A 19778-nucleotide genomic window follows, 5' to 3' on the forward strand; every position below is an offset into this window, starting at 1 on the left:
AGGTCGGGGGTTCGATCCCCTCTGCCGCCATCTTATAGAAATAAGCGTCCCTTTTGCAGGGACGCTTATTTTTTATGCCTTCTTTTCTAAAAAAGCATCAATCTGGCGGCGATGGTGGGCATCGTGCGACAGTAGCCCTTCAAAATAATCCGCCGCATCCGTCTGGTGGCTGCCGACTGCAAACGGCGCTTTGAAATCCGCCGGATCCATTTCTTCAATCGCTTTCGCAAGTAAGGCGCGCTGTTTTTGGGCGTTGGCCAGAACAGAAGGGAACTCTGTATTTCTCACGTGTTCCACTGCTTTCCGGTTAAACGCATCCACATCGGGCAGCGGTTCTATATCTGCCCCTTCTTTCATGAAAGGCAGTCGCTCTTCCCGCATGAACCGGTCCCAGGCCCCGAGATGGGCAATGATTTCCGAAACAGACCATTTTCCTTCCACTATCGGTTCATGCGCCGCTTCGTCAGTTTTTATGCGGGTATTCAATGAAGCCAAATAGACTTCGTATTCCGTAAAAGCTTCCAGCAATTGTTCTTTTTCCATCCTCATCATCACTCTCCAGCAGGAATTTTCTTATAAAAAAACGCTTCCCGATTGAGAAGCGTTCCATTATCATTATGATTCAGCTGCGCTGAAGCATTTTTCCATGCCATTAAAACAGCTAGCAAGTTAGCCTCTTCTTGCACCTCTGCCACCGCGCTTGGATTCTGTTGCGCGTTTCAACGTCGTCATATTCTCTTCGCTGTCCTTCAGGAACTTCGCCATTTTTGTCTCAAAGTTCTCTTTAGGGGCGCGGTCAAACGAACGGTTGCTTGGGCGTGGGCGTTGTGGCCGATCTGGACGCTGTGGAGCGCCTTCTGGCTGTGGTTTCGCTTTGCGAATGGAAAGGCCGATTTTGCCGTCAGCTTCCACATTCATCACTTTCACTTCCACCATTTCCCCAACCTTTAAATGATCGTTGATGTCTTTTACATAGTTGTCGGCGACTTCACTAATATGCACGAGGCCTGTAGCACCAGTTGGAAGCTGTACGAACGCTCCAAAATTTGTAATACCTGTAACTTTACCTTCTAACTTGCTGCCTACTTCAATCGACATAAAAAAAATGCTCCTCCTTAAAAATTAAGATGGCTTTTTGTGAAGCCATTAGGTTATGGTAACGGTTTGCCGTCACACTTTTAATTATAACCATGAAAAAAAGAGTGTCAACTGACGACTCTTTTTAACACGTTTTTTCTTCACTTTTCCGGCAATGTAAAAATAATCTCGCCATTTTCTGAAACAAACAGCTCTTTCTTGGCCAATTTCGCCAAATATTCATCGTCATTCAGCAGCAGGATCTGCTCTTCCAATTGCACCTGTTCTTTTTTGACTTCTTCCAGTGCGAGTTTCGCTTCTTCCCGCAATTGCTCTTTTTCGGTCAGTGTCTGGGACTGCGCATAGATGGTCGTACCGATCCATATACTTGCCAGCAGCACCACGACTCCGAAAACAGCCAGCCTTCTGAACAATCGCAATTTGTGAGCCATCTGCCTTTTTTCTTTGCGTTCCACCGAGCGGACATAGTCATTTTGTATTGAAGCTATCTCCGGAGCAGCGGCGGGTTTTTCTCTCTTCAAACTCATGACTTGTTTCCCCCTTTGCTTACGTTGTTGCCATTATACCTGATAACCCTATCTTATATAAGGGGTTTTTTTCAATTATTAAAAATAAAACCCTTTAAATCTACACTTCGTCATCAATAAATTCAGGTTCTATCTTTTCAAGCTTTTCTTCGTTCAGTATCGTATACATATTGGCTGTTTCTTCTTTGCGTGCGTTTTCTTTCAGCATATCCACTCGCACCGTGACCACTTTCTGGCCGAAACGGATCTGCAGTTCGTCATTTTCCTTGATGACGGAGCTTGCTTTGGCTTTATTGCCGTTTACGGTGATCCGGCCCTGATCGGCCACTTCCTTCGCCAATGTCCGGCGTTTGATCAAACGGGAAACTTTCAAAAATTTATCGAGGCGCATAATTATTCTCCCTTTCCTGCCAATTGTTTGGCTTCGTTCCAGAAACCGTCCAGCTGTTCCAATGTGTAATCACTGAAGCTGCCGGTTCCTTCGTTCACTTTTTTCTCCACGAAACCGAAACGGCTGCGGAATTTACGGTTGGCCTGCACCATCGCCTGTTCCGGTGACAAATCGTTGAACCTGGCGATATTGACGAGTGTAAACAGCAAATCGCCCAATTCGTCGAGCTGCTGGTCTTTTGGACCATTCGCCAGCTCTTCCTTAAATTCCTGCAGTTCTTCCTGGAATTTCTCCCAGGCACCTTCCATATCAGGCCATGTAAACCCAACTTTAGCCGCTTTTTTCTGATAGTTATAAGATGTTGTCAGGGATGAACTGAAGCGGTCCTGGCCGTCCAGCAATGAGTCAGCCTCCGGTTTTTCCTGTGCTTTGATGGCCTGCCAATTGCTGACGACTTCATCTGAACCGGCGACCTCCGCATTCCCGAACACATGCGGATGGCGCCGGATCATTTTCGCGCTGATCGATTCGAGCACATCTTCAAGTTGGAAATATCCATTGTCCTGACCGATTTGGGCATGCAGGAACACCTGCAATAAAACATCGCCCAGTTCTTCGGCAATGGCGTCATCATCCTGCTCTTCAATTGCCTGCAGCAATTCATGCGTTTCTTCCAATAAATACGGCATCAGGCTTTCGTGCGTCTGTTCACGGTCCCATGGACAGCCGTCAGGGCTGCGAAGCGCCGCGATGACTTCGCGGAATGTCTGCCATTCCTTCAACCGCTCTTCACGACTGGTTGAAGGCGGCACGTAAACCGTCGTCAGATTATCGATTTCAGCGGCGCGGTCCAGTTCATGGAGCGGCACCGTCCGCAATTTTTCCTGCGCGGAGCCGGCGGCAGTGACAATCGTGACCGGATAATCGTCCGGATATTTCTCCATCAGCGTCAGCTTCGCTTCGGAAGCGCTGAACGTATCGTAAATCTGGGCAATCAGAATATGCTGAGTCATGTTCAGGTAATCGCTTGTCATTGTCGAGCCGTCGACCAGTTGAAAACCGTCGATCGGATCGATGCGGAGAGCACCGAAAATCGGATCAAGGAAACTGCTGCCGCCTTCGATGGCCAGTTGGCAACTTCCCATTTTCTCTGCTTCGATCAAATGCTGGACGGTCTGCTCCGCTACGAGTGGATGGCCCGGAACCGCATAGACGACAGGGCCTTCTTCTGCCAGCGTGAGCAGCGTGTCGGCAATTTCCCGGTAAACCGGCGCAAAGTCATCGTGCTTTTCATATATTTCGTCGAAACTTTTATAATCCAAACCTTCTGCGGCCAATTCAGCGAGAACAGGATGATCGGCAGTGCGCACGTACAGCCGCTCCGCATTTTTTAATTTTCTGTAGACACCGAGCGGCAGCTGGTCCAGATCTCCAGCGCCGAGACCGATGATATGAATCGTCTTCATCGTCCATCACCTTTTTTCTTTGAATTAAGGATTAATTGCAGCTTGGCCATTTTTCGGCCGAACGGCATAATATACCATTGTTTTTCCGTAATGATGCGGCTTTTGGCAATGATCACGAGAAACACAGCGGCGCCAAGCGGCACGGCCGTCAGCGCGGTCAACGTTGATGCAGGGCGGCCAGGCAACGCATCGAATACGGTGCCGTCCGCAAAAATGGACCAGCCGATCACTGCGGCGCCCATCGCCGCCGACGCCACTGCCACCCAGCCGTAGAAATGAGCAGGCGCAAATCGCAGCGGCCAGATTCGTTTAAAATAAATCACCAGCCCGCCGACAATAAACGCAAGACCGAGATTTCCTGCCAGAGCGGCACCCATTACGCCGAACAGCGGAATCAGCAGCCAGTTGCCGGTGATTTTTACAGCCACTCCGCCAGCCATCAGAAGCGCCGGCACCCGTACTTTGCCGATGCCGTGGAGGAGTGCCGTCAGAATGAGCAGCAGCGACATCCAGACGATCTGCCAGCTGAACACGATAAGCGCCGCGGATTCATCACGCGTCCGGTACAGCATTTCATTGACATAAGGCATGACGAATGTCAGCCCCGCGGCAGCGGCTACCGCAAACAGCAGCGAAATCCGGTAAGCGAGCGTGGCGTATAATTCTGCCGAACGGCCTTTCCGCTTCTTCTGCATCTGCGCCACCAGCGGCACGATCGACAGCGCCAGTGAAGTGGCCACAAGCAGACCGAACTGAGCAAGCGGCTGGCCGCGGTCGTATATGCCTTTCTGTTCCATGGCCTGCAGTGTGCCGGTACCGCCTGCTTCAAGTAAACGGAAGATGGTAAATGAATCGGCCATCTGAAAAATCAGCAGGATCAATGAACTCATGCTGACGCTCACGCTGATCGCCAGCATCTTTTTGACAGTCTGCCATAAAGGGACTGCTGCCTGTTGCGGGTGGTGAACGGCAGCTTTATTGAAATGATGGAGCAGCAGACCGACTGCCGCCAGTCCCCCGGCAACGGCGCCGAACATCGCTGTCTGGCCTGCCGTATACAATGAAAAACCTTGCTCCACAACAATCCAGGTGCCGATCAGAATAACAGCGACGCGTATGCCCTGCTCGATAACCTGGGCATACGCAACAGGCTGCATCCGGCTGCTGGCCTGGAAATATCCTTTCATCACGGCCAGCGGCGCCATCAGCAAAACGGTGAATGAACCGACTTTCAGTAACGCACTTAACCTGGCATCACCCATCCACGCCGCCAATAAATCGGCACCGAGAAAAAGCGCGCCGAAAATGACCAATGAAACAGCGGCAATCGTCCAGAATGCGACGCGAAAAATGGCGCGGTGTTCCTGCACCCGCGAATCCGCCAGCATTTTGGAGACGGCGACGGCAAAGCCGTACGAAGTCCAGACGCCGAATACCGCAATAAACGGGTAGACCTGCTGGTAAATATAGAAGCCCTGATCCCCGACCATATTCTGAAACGGCACGCGGTAAGCGGCACTGAGAATTTTCACGCTCAGTCCGGCGAGCGTCAAAAGGACAGCGCCTTTCATAAATGATTTCATCGCACCTTCTGTGTTCAACCGGATTCACCCATTTCATCTGTCTCTTTAATTTGCCGCTTCTGTTTCCCGGAGCGATTCCGGCAATAATTTCATCATGCCTTCGAGCACATCGAAAGGATGATGTTTACCTGTTTTATTTTCGTCGATTGTCATGACGAGCTGCTGGCCGGACATAGAGAAGCCAACTGCGCGTCCATATACCGCAGATTCTTCGACGAGCTTGCCGCCATTGACGGCTGCTGTGCCTTTTTCACTGAGACGAATGGCAATGATTTTGCCATTTTGTTTGATCGACTCGACACCCACCTGGCGTCCCCATACTTTCATAAGGGCAATGCGCAGCAGGCGATCAGCTTCAAGCGGCAGATCGCCAAAGCGGTCGATCAGCTCATCCTGCAATTCCGAAACTTCTTCAACTTCATCGATGCCTTTGACCCGTTTGTACATCTGGATTTTCTGGTAACCATCGCTGATATAGGAATCCGGAATATAGGCATCGATATCAAGCGAAATCTCGATTTCCTGCACCGGCTCTTTTTTGACGCCGCTCTGGCGTTCTGCAATCGCTTCTTCGAGCATTTGCGAGTAAAGATCGAAACCGACGGAGTCAATAAAGCCGTGCTGCTGGGAACCAAGCAGATTTCCGGCGCCCCGGATGGTCAAATCGCGCATGGCGATTTTGAAACCGGAGCCGAGTTCCGTGAATTCTTTAATTGCCATAAGACGTTTTTCGGCTACATCCGTCAGCACTTTATCGCGCTGGTACATGAAATAGGCGTAAGCGACGCGGCTTGAACGGCCAACGCGCCCACGCAGCTGATACAGCTGGGACAAGCCCATACGGTCGGCGTTTTCTACGATCAGCGTGTTGACGTTCGGGATATCGATGCCCGTTTCAATGATGGTGGTCGTCACCAGCACATCGTAGTCGCCGTCAAGGAAGCTGATGATGATCGATTCCAGTTCGGTTTCGGACATTTGGCCGTGGGCATAGCCGATACGCGCTTCCGGTACCAATTGCTGGAGCTCTTCCACTTTTCTCGTCATATCCTGCACGCGGTTATACAAATAAAACACCTGGCCGCCGCGCGCCATTTCACGTTCAATCGCTTCCCTTACAAGTGCACCGTTCTGTTCCATGACATAACTCTGCACCGGGAAACGGTTAGCCGGCGGCGTTTCAATGACGGACAGATCGCGAACGCCGATCATCGACATATGGAGCGTCCGCGGAATCGGCGTCGCCGTCAGCGTCAATACGTCGACATTCGTCTTCATCTGTTTGATCTTTTCTTTATGGGTCACGCCGAAACGCTGTTCTTCATCAATGATCAGTAAACCGAGATCTTTATACTGCATGTCTTTCGACAGGATGCGGTGAGTCCCGACGACCACATCAACCGAGCCGTTTTTCAACCCTTTGACGGTTTCCGTCTGCTGTTTTTTCGAACGGAACCGGCTCATGAGGCCGACTTCAATCGGATAATCCTTGAATCGTTCGCTCATCGTTTCAAAATGCTGCTGCGCGAGAATAGTTGTCGGCACGAGGAATGCCACCTGTTTGCCGTCAAGCACCGCTTTAAAAGCCGCACGTATGGCGACTTCCGTTTTGCCGTAGCCGACATCACCGCAGATCAGCCGGTCCATCGGGCGTTCTTTTTCCATGTCTTTTTTGACTTCATTGATGGAACGCAATTGGTCCACCGTTTCGTCGTACGGAAATTCCGCTTCAAACTGCCGCTGCATATCCTGTTCTTTTGAAAACGCAAAGCCTTTCAGCGCTTCCCGCTCGGCATACAGCTTGATCAGGTCGTCGGCAATGTCCTGCACCGCTTTCGATACTTTCGCACGGGTCTTTTTCCATTCGGCGCCGCCCATTTTATGGAGCTTCGGCTCTTTTTCTTCCGAGGCAACGTATTTTTGGATCAAATCGATCTGATCAATCGGCACGAACAATTTATCATCCGCTTTATAGACGATATGAAGATAATCTTTATGGACACCTTTTACTTCCAGCGTCTCAATTCCGACATACCGCCCGATACCGTGGTGGACATGGACGATATAATCGCCCGGTTTTATTTCTGAGTAACTTTTGATGCGTTCGGCATTCGTCAGTTTCTGTGCACGCGCCTTCCGCTTCGGCTGCTGTTTGAACAGCTCGGAATCGGTAATGACGGCAAAGCGCTGCAGCGACATTTCAAAGCCGTTCGCCAGATCTCCATTCGCCAAATAGACTTTACCAGGCTGAACCGGGGTTGATTCCGTAAGGATTTCGGATTCGATACCGTAATCTTCCAGCACCGACCGGACTTTCCGCAGGCGCTCATCGCCGTCCGCTATGACGAACACCCGGAATTTGCCCAGAACCCAGCGTTCCATTTCCGCTTGCAATAAATTCATCTGGCCATGGAAAGACTGCATCGGCTTGCTCGAAAAGGCAACGGATTTCTTAATGGAAACCATCGGAAATGTCCGGACAAACAGGGACAGGTAAGTCATTTTCTGCTCCAGGCGGCCGATGACTTCCCGGAATGTATAAGACAGACTGACTCCCTGAAGAAACTTTCCTTCCTTCAATAACGAAACGATCCATTCGCCTTCCTCGCGTTCCAAAGTTTCCGTCATTTCCTGTATGCGGCCAAGTTCATCGAAAAAGACATAACCATTTCCCGGGAAATAATCGCTCAAAGAAGCAGATTGTGTTTTCACCAGCGAAGCATATTTCGCTGCCTGGTCCGGCATGTCTCCCCGGCGCAGCATATCAATGTCATGCTGGATTGACAGCAGCAATAACTCTTTCGTATCGTCAGCCTTGGTTTTTTTCAGCGTTACGGCCAATTGATCTTCGATGCGGTCCGCAAGTTCCGTACGCTGCGTCCGGTCGAGCACCAGTTCACTGGCCGGCAAAATGCATAAAGAAGCGATTTTCTTTATTGAACGCTGATCTTCCGCATCGAACAAGCGAATCGAATCGACTTCTGTATCGAACAATTCAATGCGTACCGGATGTTCGAAATTCAGTGGATAAACATCAAGAATGCCGCCGCGCAGCGCAAATTCACCCGGCGCCGTCACCATAGTCGTACGTGAATAGCCCATAGCCACCAATTTCAGCAGCCACTCGCCGGTATCAAGCTCTTCTCCGTCTTCCACCCGTAAAGTTGAGGCCTCCCATTGCTCCCGTGAAGGCAGCAATTTTCGCATGCCGGCTACCGGTGTGATATAGATGCCTTTGCCGGTATTCGCCATATGATCCAGTGTATCAATCCGGTGCGCCCGGAGTTCCGGACCGGAAAACGAGACATCCGCTGCAATCAGTTCCTCAGCGGGATACAAATGGACAAGCTCTTCCCCCATTAATTTCACCAGATCGTCGTAGACCCGCTGCGCCTGCAGCAGGTTGGGAGTAACAATCAGTATCGGTGCAGCAAGCTGGCCGTAAAGTGTGCGGTAGAAAACGGTGCGCCCGCTGCCCGACAGGCCCGAAACCAGCTGCTGATCCTGTCCGTTCTTCAAATCGGCAATTAACTTTTGTACATGAGAATCCTCTGAAAATGCCTGCAAAATATGATTCATGAAGATTCCTCCTTTCCCGGGAAACAGAAAAAAGCTCTGAACGCCTCCAGCGTCAAAGCAGATCTATGCTCCATTAAATTTAGTCATCACTTCAATAAACGGCTTGGATAGCCAAAACTCACACGCTTCGGCTGATTTTTGGACAGCGTCCGCCATATCCGCACTTTCTTCTTTGGAGAACCGGGACAGCACATAATCCGGCACTTTCATTCCGGCAGGCGGGCGGCTGATGCCGATCCGGATGCGGTTGAAGTTTTGCGTCCCCAAGTGCTGTATCAATGATTTGATGCCATTATGTCCCCCGGCACTGCCTTTCTGGCGCAGCCTCAATTGCCCTGTCGGCAGATCCAGATCGTCGTAGATGACGGTAATGTCGTCAATGCCGATATCGTAATAGTCCATTACGGCACCGACACATTCACCTGATAAATTCATATACGTCAGCGGCTTCAGGAGCATCACTTTGCCTTCCGGCCGGTGAATAACGGAATACATGCCTTTGAATTTTGCCTGGGTCAGCGGCGCATTCCATTTTGATGCCAAATGATCAATGACATGGAAGCCTATATTATGCCGGGTCTGTTCATATGTTTTGCCTGGATTGCCCAGGCCGATAATCAACTTCATCGCAACTCGTCCTTTGCTGTTCACTGCTGTCTATTTTACCACATACGCGTGATGATGAAAAAAACGGGGACTGCCTCAGAAGACAGTCCCCGTTTTCTTCTGTTGTCATGTTAAGCTTTTTACTCTTTGCCAGTTTCGTCTTCACCGATAACTTCCGGCTCAGCGCCTTCTGTTCCAGCGCCTTCTTCAAGCTCGTCGATTTCTTCCTGCGTACGAGGTGCTGTAACGGAAACCAGGATGAAATCATCTTCATCAAGAATTTCGTAATTCACCGTCCCGCGGATGTCCGCAACTGTCAGCGTGTCGCCAATTTCAAGATTGCTGACGTCCACTTCAAGCGCATCCGGAATATCCGAAGGCTTGACTTTAATATGGACTTCACGGTTCGGCTGATTCACGATTCCGCCTTCTTTTTCACCTGGAGATTCACCAATCATGTGTACAGCCGCTGCTACTTCCAGCTCATCACTCATATTGATCGCTAAAAAGTCCACGTGTTTGAAGTTGCCTTTTAAAGCATCCACTTGATAGTCACTTAAAACGACATTCAAGGATTTGCCATCCAATTCAAGATTGATGACCCCGTTACGCCCTGATTCGCGCAAGGTTTTGATCAAATCTTTTTCAGATACCGTAAGTGGCGTCGTTTCAGCCTGGTAGCCGTAAACGACTCCTGGAACGTCACCTTTCGTGCGAAGTTCTGTCAATGATGAATGCGGCGTACCGCTTTCCCTTTTTTGTGCTGTGATTTTTGTAGCCATATCTATTTCACCCTCCAAGTTTTATAAATGTTCATAAGTACTGAATACCCTGAAGCATCCATCATCAAACCTTGGAGGGTGGGAAGCGGCTTTATGATCAGTCAAACAGTGTGCTGACTGATTTTTGTTCGTGCACACGAACGATGGTTTCCGCGAGTAGTTTCGCTACAGACAATTGCTTGATTTTCGGTGATTTTTTCTCTTCCGGCAAAGCAATCGAATTTGTGATGATCAATTCTTTGATGACGGAATCATTGATGCGCTGAACAGCAGGGCCGGACAACACCGGATGCGTACAGCAAGCATACACTTCTTTTGCTCCGCTTTCGATCAATGCACTGGCAGCAATTGAAATCGTGCCGGCCGTGTCAATGATGTCATCGATGATGATGGCCGTTTTACCTTCCACATTACCGACAATGTTCATCACTTCGGCAACGTTCGGGCGCGGACGGCGTTTATCGATAATGGCAATCGGCGCTTTCAGGCGATCCGCCATTTTGCGTGCGCGTGTTACGCCGCCGTGGTCAGGGGATACAACGATGACATTTTCTAGGTCGATGCCGCTTTCGTTCAGGAAATATTCCGAAAGGAGAGGTACTGCCACTAAATGGTCGATCAAAATATCAAAGAAGCCCTGGATTTGAGGCGCATGCAGATCAAGTACAACTACACGTGTAGCTCCGGCTGTCTCCAAAAGATTCGCTACCAGCTTTGCCGTGATCGGTTCACGTGAACGGGCTTTCCGGTCCTGGCGGGCATAGCCGTAATAAGGAATGACCACATTAACCGTACGTGCTGAAGCGCGTTTGACCGCGTCAATCATGATTAGTAATTCCATCAGGTTTTCATTGACGGGCTGAGAAGTTGACTGAACGATGAAGACATCACAGCCGCGAATGCTTTCTTCGATGTTGATCTGGATTTCTCCATCGCTGAAATGCGTAACCGAACTCTTTCCGAGCGGCATGCCAACGTGATTGGCGATTTCCTCCGCTAATTCCTTGTTCGAATTCAATGAAAAGATCTTCAGTTTACTGTCTGCATTTTGATAACCCATTAAGGTGTACCTCCTATTTTTTCGCGTTTAGTTTTGAAGCATAGCCTTCTTTGTTTTCCTGGCGGGCACGGGCGATTGCCATGGCGTCTTCCGGAACATCCTTGGAAATGGTGGAACCTGCCGCTACGTAAGAGCCTTTGCCAATTGTTACCGGCGCAATCAGATTTGAGTTGCAGCCGATGAATGAGTCATCTTCAATTTTCGTCACATGCTTGTTTTTGCCATCGTAATTGACCGTAATAGTGCCGCAGCCGATATTGACATTGGTTCCGACTTCCGCATCTCCGATATAGCTCAGATGGGAGATCTTGCTGCCGTTGCCAAGCTCTGCTTTTTTCACTTCGACAAAGTTACCGATTTTGACGCTGTCGCCGAGATTGCTGTCCGGACGCACGTGAGCGAATGGTCCGACAGTCGTATCCGTACCGATTACGCTGTTGTAAACTTCCGAAGAGCGAATTTCCGTACGGTCGCCGATCGTGCTTGAAACGATGCGGCTGTTGGAAGATATAAAGCAATCTTCCCCAATGACGGTACGGCCTTCTATCATGACGTTCGGGTACAGAACCGTATCTGCTCCGATTTCAGCTTCTGCACTGATATAAGTCGAAGCCGGATCGATGATGGAAACACCACCCCGCATATGCTTTTCAGCGATGCGTGCACGCATGATGCTTTCTGCCTGGCTCAGCGCCACACGGTCATTGACCCCAAGTGTTTCTTCAAAGCTGTCTGTTGCATAGGCCGCGACCGTTTCGTTTTGCTTCTGTAAAATTTCGATGACATCCGGCAGGTAATATTCGCCTTGCACATTGTCATTTGAAACCAATTTCAATGCCTCAAACAGGGCTTTATTGTCAAAGCAATACGTTCCTGTATTGATTTCTTTGACTTGCTGTTCATCAGCGGATGCATCTTTCTGTTCGACAATTTTCGAAACCTGGCCGCTGTCGTCGCGGATGATGCGTCCGTAACCTGTCGGATTATCCGCCATCGCTGTCAAAATTGTCGCTTTGGCACCGTTCGAATTGTGGTGGTCCAGAAGCGCCTGCATGGTCTCTGTACGAATCAGCGGTGTATCTCCGCAAACCACCAGCGTCGTGCCTTCTTTTCCTTCGATCAGTGAAGCTGCCTGTTGAACGGCATGTGCCGTGCCGAGCTGCTCTTCCTGCAGCGCGTATTCACTGCTGTCGCCCAACTGCTCTCTCACTTTTTCCGCTCCGTGCCCGACGATCGTAACGATTTTCTCGACGCCAAGCTGCGACACGTTGCCGGTCACATGCTCAACCATCGGCATGCCGCATACCGGGTGCAATACTTTATACAATTTCGATTTCATGCGCGTGCCTTGTCCGGCCGCGAGTATTACTGCGTATGTACTTGTCATATAGCGATCCTCCGTCCGTATGATGTGTCTTCGAATTTTTCTATGATAATGAAACTTGTGCGTCTGAGCGCAAAAAAAAGCCGTTGCGGCGTATTTTTCTGCATTTGTCTGTTTTTACCCAGTTGCATGCATTTTCTTTCTATATATGACAACATTGCCATGCGGCTCTGAAATCGCCCCGCTGTTACTAACTATATCGGAAAAACCCTGTTTATTCAAGGTTCACAGCCATGACAATCCCATAACGAATCCAGCCAAATAAAAAAGAGCCCGGATTTCGCATCAGGCTCTTCTGTCTGTTCTACTTATACGCCCGCTTCTTCAAACACAGGGTCATTTTCACTTTGTTCATAGGCAGCCAACACAGCTTGCTGAAGTTTGCCTCGTGTTCCTGAATTGATCGGATGTGCTATATCTCTAAATTCGCCATCCGGAGTTCTTTTGCTCGGCATTGCCACAAAAAGGCCGTCGTTTCCATCAATCACCCGAATATCATGGACAACAAATTCGTTATCCAGGGTGATGGAAGCGATCGCTCTCATCCGGCCGTCCGTTTGAACCCTTCTCAACCTGACATCAGTTACTTCCATTCTCTCATCACCTCTCCCCTAAGATGCAATTTTTGGAGCTATTTTATGGTATTCGCTACTCAGGACTAATCTCCTTCAAAAATTACAAAATTTATTAGAATATTTTGTATTCATAATGAAAAAAGCGCAAGCGCCCGTCAAGCTCCGAAAGGCATAAGGCAGATCAGCGGAATGGCGCTCTTTGCCACGCAGCTGGGCTGGCTTATGACCCGAGGAGCTGGGCAGCTGGAGTCTAGACAAAAAAAATAAAGCTGCCCTTTAACAGGCAGCTCTCATCTCATTAATTAACTTCAGCAATGACTTCGATTTCCACTTTTACATCTTTCGGCAGACGCGCCACTTCAACTGTTGACCGCGCCGGTTTATGGTCACCGAAATAAGATGCGTAGATTTCATTCAACTCAGCAAAATCGTTCATGTCTTTAATGAATACAGTCGTTTTTACAACTTGTTCCAAAGAAGATCCAGCTTCAGCAAGCACCGCTTTCAGGTTGGCAAAAACCTGGTGAGCCTGTTCCGCGATTGAATCTCCTGCAAGTTCTCCTGCAGGCGTCAATGGAATTTGCCCGGAACTGTAAAACATATTTCCCGTTACCACACCTTGTGAGTACGGCCCAATTGCTGCCGCTGCCCCTTCCGTTGCTACAAATTTCATATTAGAATCCTCCTTCTGCAAAATAATTGCCTTCCTGCAATTCGATTTTCCGTTCTTTTTCACTGACTTCACGCAATTTAACGAGTGATAAGTATTTTTCGACCAGCTGTTCATCTTTATGTTCCGCTTCCACCAATACGGCGACGCCGGCAAGCGAGCAATCAAATTCTTCGAGAAGATTCTTCATGCCGTTCATGGTGCCGCCGACTTTCATGAAATCATCGGTGATCAGCACACGCTGACCGCTTTTCATGCTGCGTTTTGATAAGACCATCGTTTGGATGCGCCGCGACGAACCCGAAACGTAATTGATGCTGACGGTGGAGCCTTCTGTCACTTTGCTGTCGCGCCGGACGATGACGACCGGCACATTCAAATGACGGGCGATGGCGTGGGCGATGGGAATGCCTTTTGTGGCTACCGTCATGATGACATCGATTTTCTGGTCGGCAAATGCAGTGGCAAAAACTTTTCCTACCCGGTTCATCATATCCGGATTACCGAGCACATCCGTCATGTACAGATAGCCGCCCGGCAGCAAGCGGTCAGAATGGCTCAATTCACTGATGAGCTCCTGCATGATTTCCCTGATTTCCGTTTCCTGCATTTTCGGGATGTACTTCACTCCACCGGAAGCCCCGGGGACAGTGGCCAATAAACCGATGCCTTTTTGCTCAAACGTTTCCTTGACGATTCCCAGGTCTTCACTGATCGATGATTTAGCCGACTGATATAAATCAGCGAAATACGTTAACGGAATTAATTTATGTGGATGGTCCAATAGATAATGCGTCATATCCACTAAACGTTCACTGCGCTTCCATTTCATTTTCCACTCTCCTGAACACGAATGATTTATAGCAAACTTATCATAATTGTCCGTCTTTAAGCAAGTGGCTCCCGTTCGCCGACCAGTCTTACGGCATATACTTCGTCACAAAAACCGCGCAGACCATTGTAAATGCGGGGAATGCGCGCTTCCTGCTGCACGAGTCCAAAGACGGTCGGTCCGCTGCCGCTCATCAGGACAGCATCCGCTCCGAATTTTTTCATCTGTTCTTTGATCTGCGCCACTTCAGGATAAAGCGACAGTGTAACGCTTTCTAAGGCATTTCCTAAATTCGCGCAGACAGCGGCGTAGTCTTTCGTTTCAATGGCCCGGATCATTTCCTGGGTATTCGGATGTTCCGCTCGTTCAACGTCAAATGCACCGTACACTTCTGCAGTGGACACGCCGATTGTCGGCTTCGCAAGAATGACCCAGCAGTTTGGCGGCGCCGGCAGCTGCTGGATGATTTCTCCGCGGCCTTTCGCCAGCGCTGTTCCGCCGTAAACGCAGAAAGCGACATCGGAGCCGATTTTTGTGCCCAGTTCGGCAAGCTCATCCAGTGACAGATTCAACTTCCACAGTTTATTCAGGCCTTTTAATGTAGCCGCTGCATCGCTCGATCCTCCAGCAAGACCGGCAGCTACCGGAATTTGCTTATCGAGTTTGATGATGACACCGGATTTGATGTGGTATGTATCTTTCAGCAGTTTCGCTGCCTGATAAGCCAGGTTGCGTGAATCATTCGGCACAAAGCGATCTGCCGATTCTATGTGGATGCCATGATCCGTTTCCTTCAGTCCTATGCGGTCTGCAAGGTCCACGGTGGTCATGATCATCTCGACTTCGTGGTAATTATCAGGTCTTTTATGTAATACGTCCAATGTTAAATTGATTTTGGCAGGCGCTTTTACGTAGAGCATCTCCACTGCCTCCTTTATATTCTGATGAAGACTATTTTAACACAAGGAAATGAAATGGGGAGTTTTTGGCAAAAGAAACAAAAAGCCCATACCACGCCGGATCCGGCGAGGTATGGGCTGCAAAGATTATGAATATAGTTCGATTATTTAACGACCATAGCGTTTTCTGTTCCTTCATACACAGTGATTTCCACTGCTTCCGTCAGGATGTCCGCGTAGCTGTAGGACACTCTTTCAAATGCATGTTCATCTTGATCTAACTCAATTACGAACACGGAGTGATATGTTTCGCGCAGGATTCCGGCACGTTCGACCGTTTTCTTGCGACCTCCGTTTGCTTTCAACAGCAATCGTTTCCCTAAATGCAAATCCAACGACTTCTTGATATCCGCCAAAGTTTTGGGCATTTTGTCTACACCTCACTATAAACAAACCTTACTACAATATGCCCAAATTGTCAAATAAATTTTTAATTTTAGCTCGGAATCCGCTTGGTGTCAATATTTATTTATCCGAAATACCTTTTTTTATTCGAGTTGTGCCGTTTTTTCAACAGATTCAAAAGGCTCAGGCAAAATAGCTGTAGAGCTTGTCCGCAAGGCTGCCGAATTCTTTGATGCTTAATGTTTCACCCCGTCTTGCCGGGTCGATCCCTGCGTCTTCCAGTGCCTGAAGGATGAACTCCTTTTTTTCTTTGCCGTCCGGCATGGCTGCCTGCAGATTATTGAAGATCGTCTTGCGGCGCTGGACGAACGAGCCGCGCGTCACTTTAAAGAAAAAGTCCTCATCGATGACTTCCACTTGCGGCGTCGTGCGCTTCGTCATGCGGATGACCGCAGAGTCGACATTCGGCTGCGGCATGAAGACGCTCTTCGGCACCGTCAAAGCCATCTCCGCTTCCGTGTAATACTGAATGGCAATGGACAATGAACCATAGGCTTTGGTTCCGGGTTTAGCTGTAATGCGCTCCGCGACTTCTTTTTGCAGCATGACCACCATTCCGCGGATCGGCAGTTTTTCCAATAATAACTTCATAATAATCGGAGTCGTCACGTAATACGGTAAATTCGCCACCACCATGATATCTTCATAGCCTTCCAGCTCTTTCGCGATGGCGTCCGCCACATCCGCTTTCAGAATGTCGGAGTGGATGATGCTGACGTTGTCATAAGGGGCTAACGTATCGTCAAGGACGGGCAACAGCCGCTGATCAATCTCAAAAGCGAGCACTTTTCCGGCTGTCCGTGCAAGATGCTCAGTTAAAGCGCCGATTCCCGGCCCGATTTCAATTGCCGCCGATTGTTTGGTCAAATTGGCCTGGCTGACGATTTTCCGTAAAATATTCGGGTCAATCAAAAAGTTTTGGCCGAGACTCTTTTTCACTGTTAAACCATGTTTCGCCATGATTTCCTGGGTGCGTATTGGGGTTGCTATATCTTTCATCATTTTCGTTCCTCCTGATTGAGCGCCTGCACCGCTTCAATGAATTGCTGTTTTGTTATGCCGAACATATGCAGCCGTTTGGCGAGCTGTTTGCCGTTCGTGTAACCGATCTGCAGCCTGCGCCCGAGTTCCGTGCGCCGCTGCCGGGCCTGCGGATGGGCAACAAGCCTGGCCGTAATCAAATCTTCCATCGTGATCTCCGCCGGTGCTTCATTGTTCCACAGTGTATGCACGGCAGCCAGCGCTTCACGGATATCTTCATCTTTGGCATGTTCAATGCCCACACCCTTGCCGTTTTTTGCAATGGTTTTTTCTTTTGCCAAAAATGCATGCTTGGCTGTCGGCACGTATTCCTCAATAATAGCACGGATCCGCCTGCCTGGATAATCGGGGTCGGTAAACACAATCACGCCGCGTTTGGCAGCGGCGTGAGCGATTTTTTTCAATGTCTCTTCAGAAATAGCGGAGCCGTTCGTTTCAATCGTATCGGCTTCGACCGCCCGCTTAATGGCAACGGTGTCATCTTTGCCTTCCACCACAATCACTTCTTTTATCTTCATCAGTCTGTTCCTCGTTTCAAAGCCTTTTGTTTTAGTTTACCCTGTTTCCTCTGAACATGTAAAAAGCTTTCCCGGGATGGCCCGGGAAAGCTTTCCAATTTCCTCATCAATTAATCGAGAACTTTGATTTTCACTTGTTTGCGTCCGAATGCCAAAGCGGCAGAACGGTCCGGCATGAAAAGATCGATCTTATTGCCTTTGATGGCGCCGCCTGTGTCGCCTGCGATGGCGTGTCCGTATCCTTCAACCCATACTTTTGAGCCCAGTGGAATAACGGAAGGATCTACAGCGATCACTTTCAGATGCGGATTCGCTTTCAGGTTGATGCCTGTTGCCGTGATGCCGGAGCAGCCATTGCAGAAAGCCGTATAGGCAGTTGCAGACACATAGAACTCGCGGCCGCTTGATGGTTCACTGCTTTGGGCCGGAGCTGCAGTTTTTGTTGTTTTTGGTGCTGCTGCAGCCGGTTGTGATGCTGCCGCTGCTTTTTTCGGAGCCGGAGCAGCTGCTTTTTTGTCAGCGCCGCGGGAAATGCTCGCCACAACTGTTTTTGTTCCTACTGCAACGACCTGCTTTTTCGGTTCTTTTACGACTTTTTCGCCTTTAAGTTCACGTTTGACTTCTTTGCCGTTTTCTTTCACGACTTCGAATGTCTTCTCGACAAGACCTTCTTCACCTTTTTGAACCACTTTTTCAGATCCTTTTAAAAGCGTGTCGTCTTTTTTCGTTTCTTTCGCGAATTTCACTGTGTCTTCCACTACATCGGTGACCTTTTCTACACGAACAACTTTAACTTCAGATCCGGGAAGGATCAGTTCATCCATCTCTTTTTCCACGCGATCAAGATCGCCCAAAGTGATTTTATGCTGTTTCAAAAAGTCAGCGACCGTAGTCGAAGTGGACCATACTTTCTTTTCTTCCAGTCCATCAAAAATTGTAACTTCGTATGCCTTTTCGACGGAGATGGCTGTTTCTGCATCTACTTCCGCGTCAAGCGCAGGCGTTACTTTATCGTTTTCAGTTACTTCGATGTCCGCTTTTGCCAAAATATCTTCCACTGTATTCGAAGTTGTCCAGGCAGATGTCGGTTTGCCGTCCACCGTAATCGTGAACTGGTCCGCTTCTGTCCATTCGATGACAATATCTTTATCGATTGAAGCGTCTGCTGTATGGCTCAGATAATCATCCTGGCCCACTTTGATTTCCTGCTCATTGAGAAATGCCCCTACTGTTTCTGCATGAGTTTTCACTTCTTCCTTTTCGCCGTTGGAAATCATGGTAACCGTGTTTTTTGTACCTTCATAGATTGCAAAAGCCATGACCGCTGCGAACATCAATACAGTAGCCAATGATATAATGATGGATTTCTTTTTTGATGTATTTATCGTTGAATTATTATTATTATCTTCTTCTTTCGTCAAATGTAACTCCTCCTCATTCACCTGTGTGATTATATGGACTCGTTTGGAGCCAGTCAATCAGAACGGTTTTAAGCCAATTATTTGATATCATTCAATTTAAAGAAATTTACAGCATTCTGAGTGGTGATTTTTGCCACTTCTTCCACCGGCAATCCTTTCAATCGGGCAATTTCCTCTGCCACCAATGGCACGTAGGAAGGCTCGTTGCGTTTTCCGCGGTAAGGATGAGGGGCCAGATAAGGCGCATCCGTTTCAATCAGCAGATGTTCAAGCGGAATCTCCGCTGCCACTTCTTTCGGTTTTTTGGCATTTTTAAAAGTCACCGGTCCACCGAGGGAAATCATGAAGTTCATGCCGATGCTTTCCTGTGCCGTTTCGACGCTGCCGCCGAAACAGTGCATGACGCCGCCGACTTCAGCCGCATTTTCTTCCTTCAATATGGTCAAAACGTCTGCTGTCGCATCGCGGTTATGGATGATGATCGGCAGATTCAGCTTTTTCGCAAGGCGAATCTGCTTGCGGAACACTTCGTACTGCACGTCTTTCGGTGATTTGTCCCAATGATAATCCAGGCCCGTTTCACCGATGCCGACCACTTTCGGATGCGCCGAAAGCTCTTCGATCCAGTCGAGATCCGCGTCCGTGCAATCAACCGCATCGACAGGATGCCAGCCGATTACCGCATAAAGGAACTCATATTCTTCTATTAAAGCCATCGCCCGTTCGATCGTTTTTCGATCAAAGCCGATAACAATCATTTTTGTAACATTGTTTTCTAATGCCCGCTCGATTACTTCCTTAAGGTCGTCATCGTATTGGTCTGCATTCAGATGTACGTGAGTATCAATAAACATATGCACTCTCCTTACGCTAAGACTTAT

20 protein-coding genes are annotated in these 19778 nt (G+C 48.9%); all 20 read right to left on the reverse strand.

Translation table 11 applies throughout. The annotated features are described in order from the left end of the window. Positions 1 to 72 precede the first annotated feature (72 nt). The 20 genes from KW93_RS12675 to KW93_RS12770 all read right to left on the reverse strand — a co-directional run bounded on the left by KW93_RS12675 (position 73) and on the right by KW93_RS12770 (position 19751). The gene (locus tag KW93_RS12675) at positions 73 to 549 is read right to left on the reverse strand and encodes a DinB family protein (protein WP_052131618.1); all 477 of its coding nucleotides are present in this window, start codon (positions 547 to 549) and stop codon (positions 73 to 75) included. A gap of 120 nt (positions 550 to 669) precedes the next feature. Beyond that, entirely contained in the window at positions 670 to 1098 is a 429-nt protein-coding gene (locus KW93_RS12680) for a S1 domain-containing RNA-binding protein (RefSeq protein WP_033543397.1), read from the reverse strand. A 140-nt stretch (positions 1099 to 1238) separates the two neighbouring features. Then, a complete protein-coding gene (locus KW93_RS12685; protein WP_033543398.1) occupies positions 1239 to 1625 on the reverse strand; it encodes an FtsB family cell division protein in 387 nt (128 codons plus the stop codon). 100 nt (positions 1626 to 1725) lie between these two features. Then, the gene (locus tag KW93_RS12690; protein ID WP_033543399.1) at positions 1726 to 2016 is read right to left on the reverse strand and encodes an RNA-binding S4 domain-containing protein; all 291 of its coding nucleotides are present in this window, start codon (positions 2014 to 2016) and stop codon (positions 1726 to 1728) included. A 2-nt stretch (positions 2017 to 2018) separates the two neighbouring features. Beyond that, positions 2019 to 3482 carry a nucleoside triphosphate pyrophosphohydrolase gene (mazG, locus tag KW93_RS12695; protein ID WP_033543400.1) on the reverse strand — a complete coding sequence of 488 codons (1464 nt, stop codon included), beginning with the start codon at positions 3480 to 3482 and terminating at the stop codon, positions 2019 to 2021. Then, positions 3479 to 5083, reverse strand: coding sequence for a putative polysaccharide biosynthesis protein (locus KW93_RS12700; protein ID WP_052131619.1), 1605 nt, complete (start codon positions 5081 to 5083; stop codon positions 3479 to 3481). The genes mazG and KW93_RS12700 overlap by 4 nt, the downstream gene beginning before the upstream one ends. Before the next feature lie 27 nt (positions 5084 to 5110). Continuing rightward, positions 5111 to 8644 (reverse strand): transcription-repair coupling factor, encoded by a 3534-nt coding sequence (gene mfd, locus KW93_RS12705; protein ID WP_033543402.1) that lies wholly within the window; start codon positions 8642 to 8644, stop codon positions 5111 to 5113. A 63-nt stretch (positions 8645 to 8707) separates the two neighbouring features. Further along, on the reverse strand, positions 8708 to 9271 hold the full coding sequence (gene pth, locus KW93_RS12710) for an aminoacyl-tRNA hydrolase (RefSeq protein ID WP_033543403.1): 564 nt from the start codon (positions 9269 to 9271) through the stop codon (positions 8708 to 8710). A gap of 119 nt (positions 9272 to 9390) precedes the next feature. Further along, positions 9391 to 10032: a 50S ribosomal protein L25/general stress protein Ctc gene (locus tag KW93_RS12715; protein WP_033543404.1), complete on the reverse strand. Its 642-nt coding sequence runs from the start codon at positions 10030 to 10032 to the stop codon at positions 9391 to 9393. Positions 10033 to 10129: 97 nt separating this feature from the next. After that, positions 10130 to 11092, reverse strand: a complete 963-nt coding sequence (locus KW93_RS12720) for a ribose-phosphate diphosphokinase (protein ID WP_033543405.1) — start codon at positions 11090 to 11092, stop codon at positions 10130 to 10132. Between the two features lie 13 nt (positions 11093 to 11105). Then, positions 11106 to 12479 (reverse strand): bifunctional UDP-N-acetylglucosamine diphosphorylase/glucosamine-1-phosphate N-acetyltransferase GlmU, encoded by a 1374-nt coding sequence (gene glmU / locus KW93_RS12725; RefSeq protein WP_033543406.1) that lies wholly within the window; start codon positions 12477 to 12479, stop codon positions 11106 to 11108. Between the two features lie 305 nt (positions 12480 to 12784). Further along, entirely contained in the window at positions 12785 to 13069 is a 285-nt protein-coding gene (gene spoVG / locus KW93_RS12730; RefSeq protein ID WP_033543407.1) for a septation regulator SpoVG, read from the reverse strand. A 280-nt stretch (positions 13070 to 13349) separates the two neighbouring features. Next, positions 13350 to 13724, reverse strand: a complete 375-nt coding sequence (locus KW93_RS12735) for a RidA family protein (protein ID WP_033543408.1) — start codon at positions 13722 to 13724, stop codon at positions 13350 to 13352. 1 nt (position 13725) lies between these two features. Then, positions 13726 to 14553 carry a pur operon repressor gene (gene purR, locus KW93_RS12740; RefSeq protein WP_033543409.1) on the reverse strand — a complete coding sequence of 276 codons (828 nt, stop codon included), beginning with the start codon at positions 14551 to 14553 and terminating at the stop codon, positions 13726 to 13728. A 56-nt stretch (positions 14554 to 14609) separates the two neighbouring features. After that, positions 14610 to 15473, reverse strand: coding sequence for a 4-(cytidine 5'-diphospho)-2-C-methyl-D-erythritol kinase (gene ispE, locus KW93_RS12745; RefSeq protein WP_033543410.1), 864 nt, complete (start codon positions 15471 to 15473; stop codon positions 14610 to 14612). A gap of 143 nt (positions 15474 to 15616) precedes the next feature. Next, complete coding sequence (veg, locus tag KW93_RS12750; RefSeq protein ID WP_033543411.1) at positions 15617 to 15880, reverse strand: biofilm formation stimulator Veg; 264 nt, start codon at positions 15878 to 15880, stop codon at positions 15617 to 15619. 160 nt (positions 15881 to 16040) lie between these two features. Continuing rightward, a complete protein-coding gene (gene rsmA / locus KW93_RS12755) occupies positions 16041 to 16919 on the reverse strand; it encodes a 16S rRNA (adenine(1518)-N(6)/adenine(1519)-N(6))-dimethyltransferase RsmA (protein ID WP_033543412.1) in 879 nt (292 codons plus the stop codon). Further along, positions 16916 to 17476, reverse strand: a complete 561-nt coding sequence (gene rnmV, locus KW93_RS12760) for a ribonuclease M5 (protein WP_033543413.1) — start codon at positions 17474 to 17476, stop codon at positions 16916 to 16918. Before rnmV ends, rsmA begins: the two co-directional genes overlap by 4 nt. A 110-nt stretch (positions 17477 to 17586) precedes the next feature. Next, on the reverse strand, positions 17587 to 18897 hold the full coding sequence (locus tag KW93_RS12765; protein ID WP_052131620.1) for a ubiquitin-like domain-containing protein: 1311 nt from the start codon (positions 18895 to 18897) through the stop codon (positions 17587 to 17589). A 77-nt stretch (positions 18898 to 18974) separates the two neighbouring features. Beyond that, positions 18975 to 19751 (reverse strand): TatD family hydrolase, encoded by a 777-nt coding sequence (locus KW93_RS12770; RefSeq protein WP_033543414.1) that lies wholly within the window; start codon positions 19749 to 19751, stop codon positions 18975 to 18977. Positions 19752 to 19778: the final 27 nt, after the last annotated feature.

The sequence above is a fragment of the Planococcus sp. CAU13 genome (assembly GCF_000775575.1).
Classification (GTDB): Bacteria; Bacillota; Bacilli; order Bacillales_A; family Planococcaceae; genus Planococcus.

What these genes read in the sequence shown, in the direction of transcription:
- KW93_RS12685 (WP_033543398.1), bottom strand. Translation starts at nt 1,625, where the DNA reads ATGAGTTTGAAGAGAGAAAAACCCGCCGCTGCTCCGGAGATAGCTTCA.
- KW93_RS12680 (WP_033543397.1), bottom strand. Translation starts at nt 1,098, where the DNA reads ATGTCGATTGAAGTAGGCAGCAAGTTAGAAGGTAAAGTTACAGGTATT.
- purR (WP_033543409.1), bottom strand. Translation starts at nt 14,553, where the DNA reads ATGAAATGGAAGCGCAGTGAACGTTTAGTGGATATGACGCATTATCTA.
- KW93_RS12720 (WP_033543405.1), bottom strand. Translation starts at nt 11,092, where the DNA reads ATGGGTTATCAAAATGCAGACAGTAAACTGAAGATCTTTTCATTGAAT.
- KW93_RS12675 (WP_052131618.1), bottom strand. Translation starts at nt 549, where the DNA reads ATGAGGATGGAAAAAGAACAATTGCTGGAAGCTTTTACGGAATACGAA.
- KW93_RS12715 (WP_033543404.1), bottom strand. Translation starts at nt 10,032, where the DNA reads ATGGCTACAAAAATCACAGCACAAAAAAGGGAAAGCGGTACGCCGCAT.
- mazG (WP_033543400.1), bottom strand. Translation starts at nt 3,482, where the DNA reads ATGAAGACGATTCATATCATCGGTCTCGGCGCTGGAGATCTGGACCAG.
- glmU (WP_033543406.1), bottom strand. Translation starts at nt 12,479, where the DNA reads ATGACAAGTACATACGCAGTAATACTCGCGGCCGGACAAGGCACGCGC.
- spoVG (WP_033543407.1), bottom strand. Translation starts at nt 13,069, where the DNA reads ATGGAAGTAACTGATGTCAGGTTGAGAAGGGTTCAAACGGACGGCCGG.
- KW93_RS12690 (WP_033543399.1), bottom strand. Translation starts at nt 2,016, where the DNA reads ATGCGCCTCGATAAATTTTTGAAAGTTTCCCGTTTGATCAAACGCCGG.
- KW93_RS12735 (WP_033543408.1), bottom strand. Translation starts at nt 13,724, where the DNA reads ATGAAATTTGTAGCAACGGAAGGGGCAGCGGCAGCAATTGGGCCGTAC.
- pth (WP_033543403.1), bottom strand. Translation starts at nt 9,271, where the DNA reads ATGAAGTTGATTATCGGCCTGGGCAATCCAGGCAAAACATATGAACAG.
- veg (WP_033543411.1), bottom strand. Translation starts at nt 15,880, where the DNA reads ATGCCCAAAACTTTGGCGGATATCAAGAAGTCGTTGGATTTGCATTTA.
- rsmA (WP_033543412.1), bottom strand. Translation starts at nt 16,919, where the DNA reads ATGATGAAAGATATAGCAACCCCAATACGCACCCAGGAAATCATGGCG.
- ispE (WP_033543410.1), bottom strand. Translation starts at nt 15,473, where the DNA reads ATGCTCTACGTAAAAGCGCCTGCCAAAATCAATTTAACATTGGACGTA.
- KW93_RS12770 (WP_033543414.1), bottom strand. Translation starts at nt 19,751, where the DNA reads ATGTTTATTGATACTCACGTACATCTGAATGCAGACCAATACGATGAC.
- mfd (WP_033543402.1), bottom strand. Translation starts at nt 8,644, where the DNA reads ATGAATCATATTTTGCAGGCATTTTCAGAGGATTCTCATGTACAAAAG.
- rnmV (WP_033543413.1), bottom strand. Translation starts at nt 17,476, where the DNA reads ATGAAGATAAAAGAAGTGATTGTGGTGGAAGGCAAAGATGACACCGTT.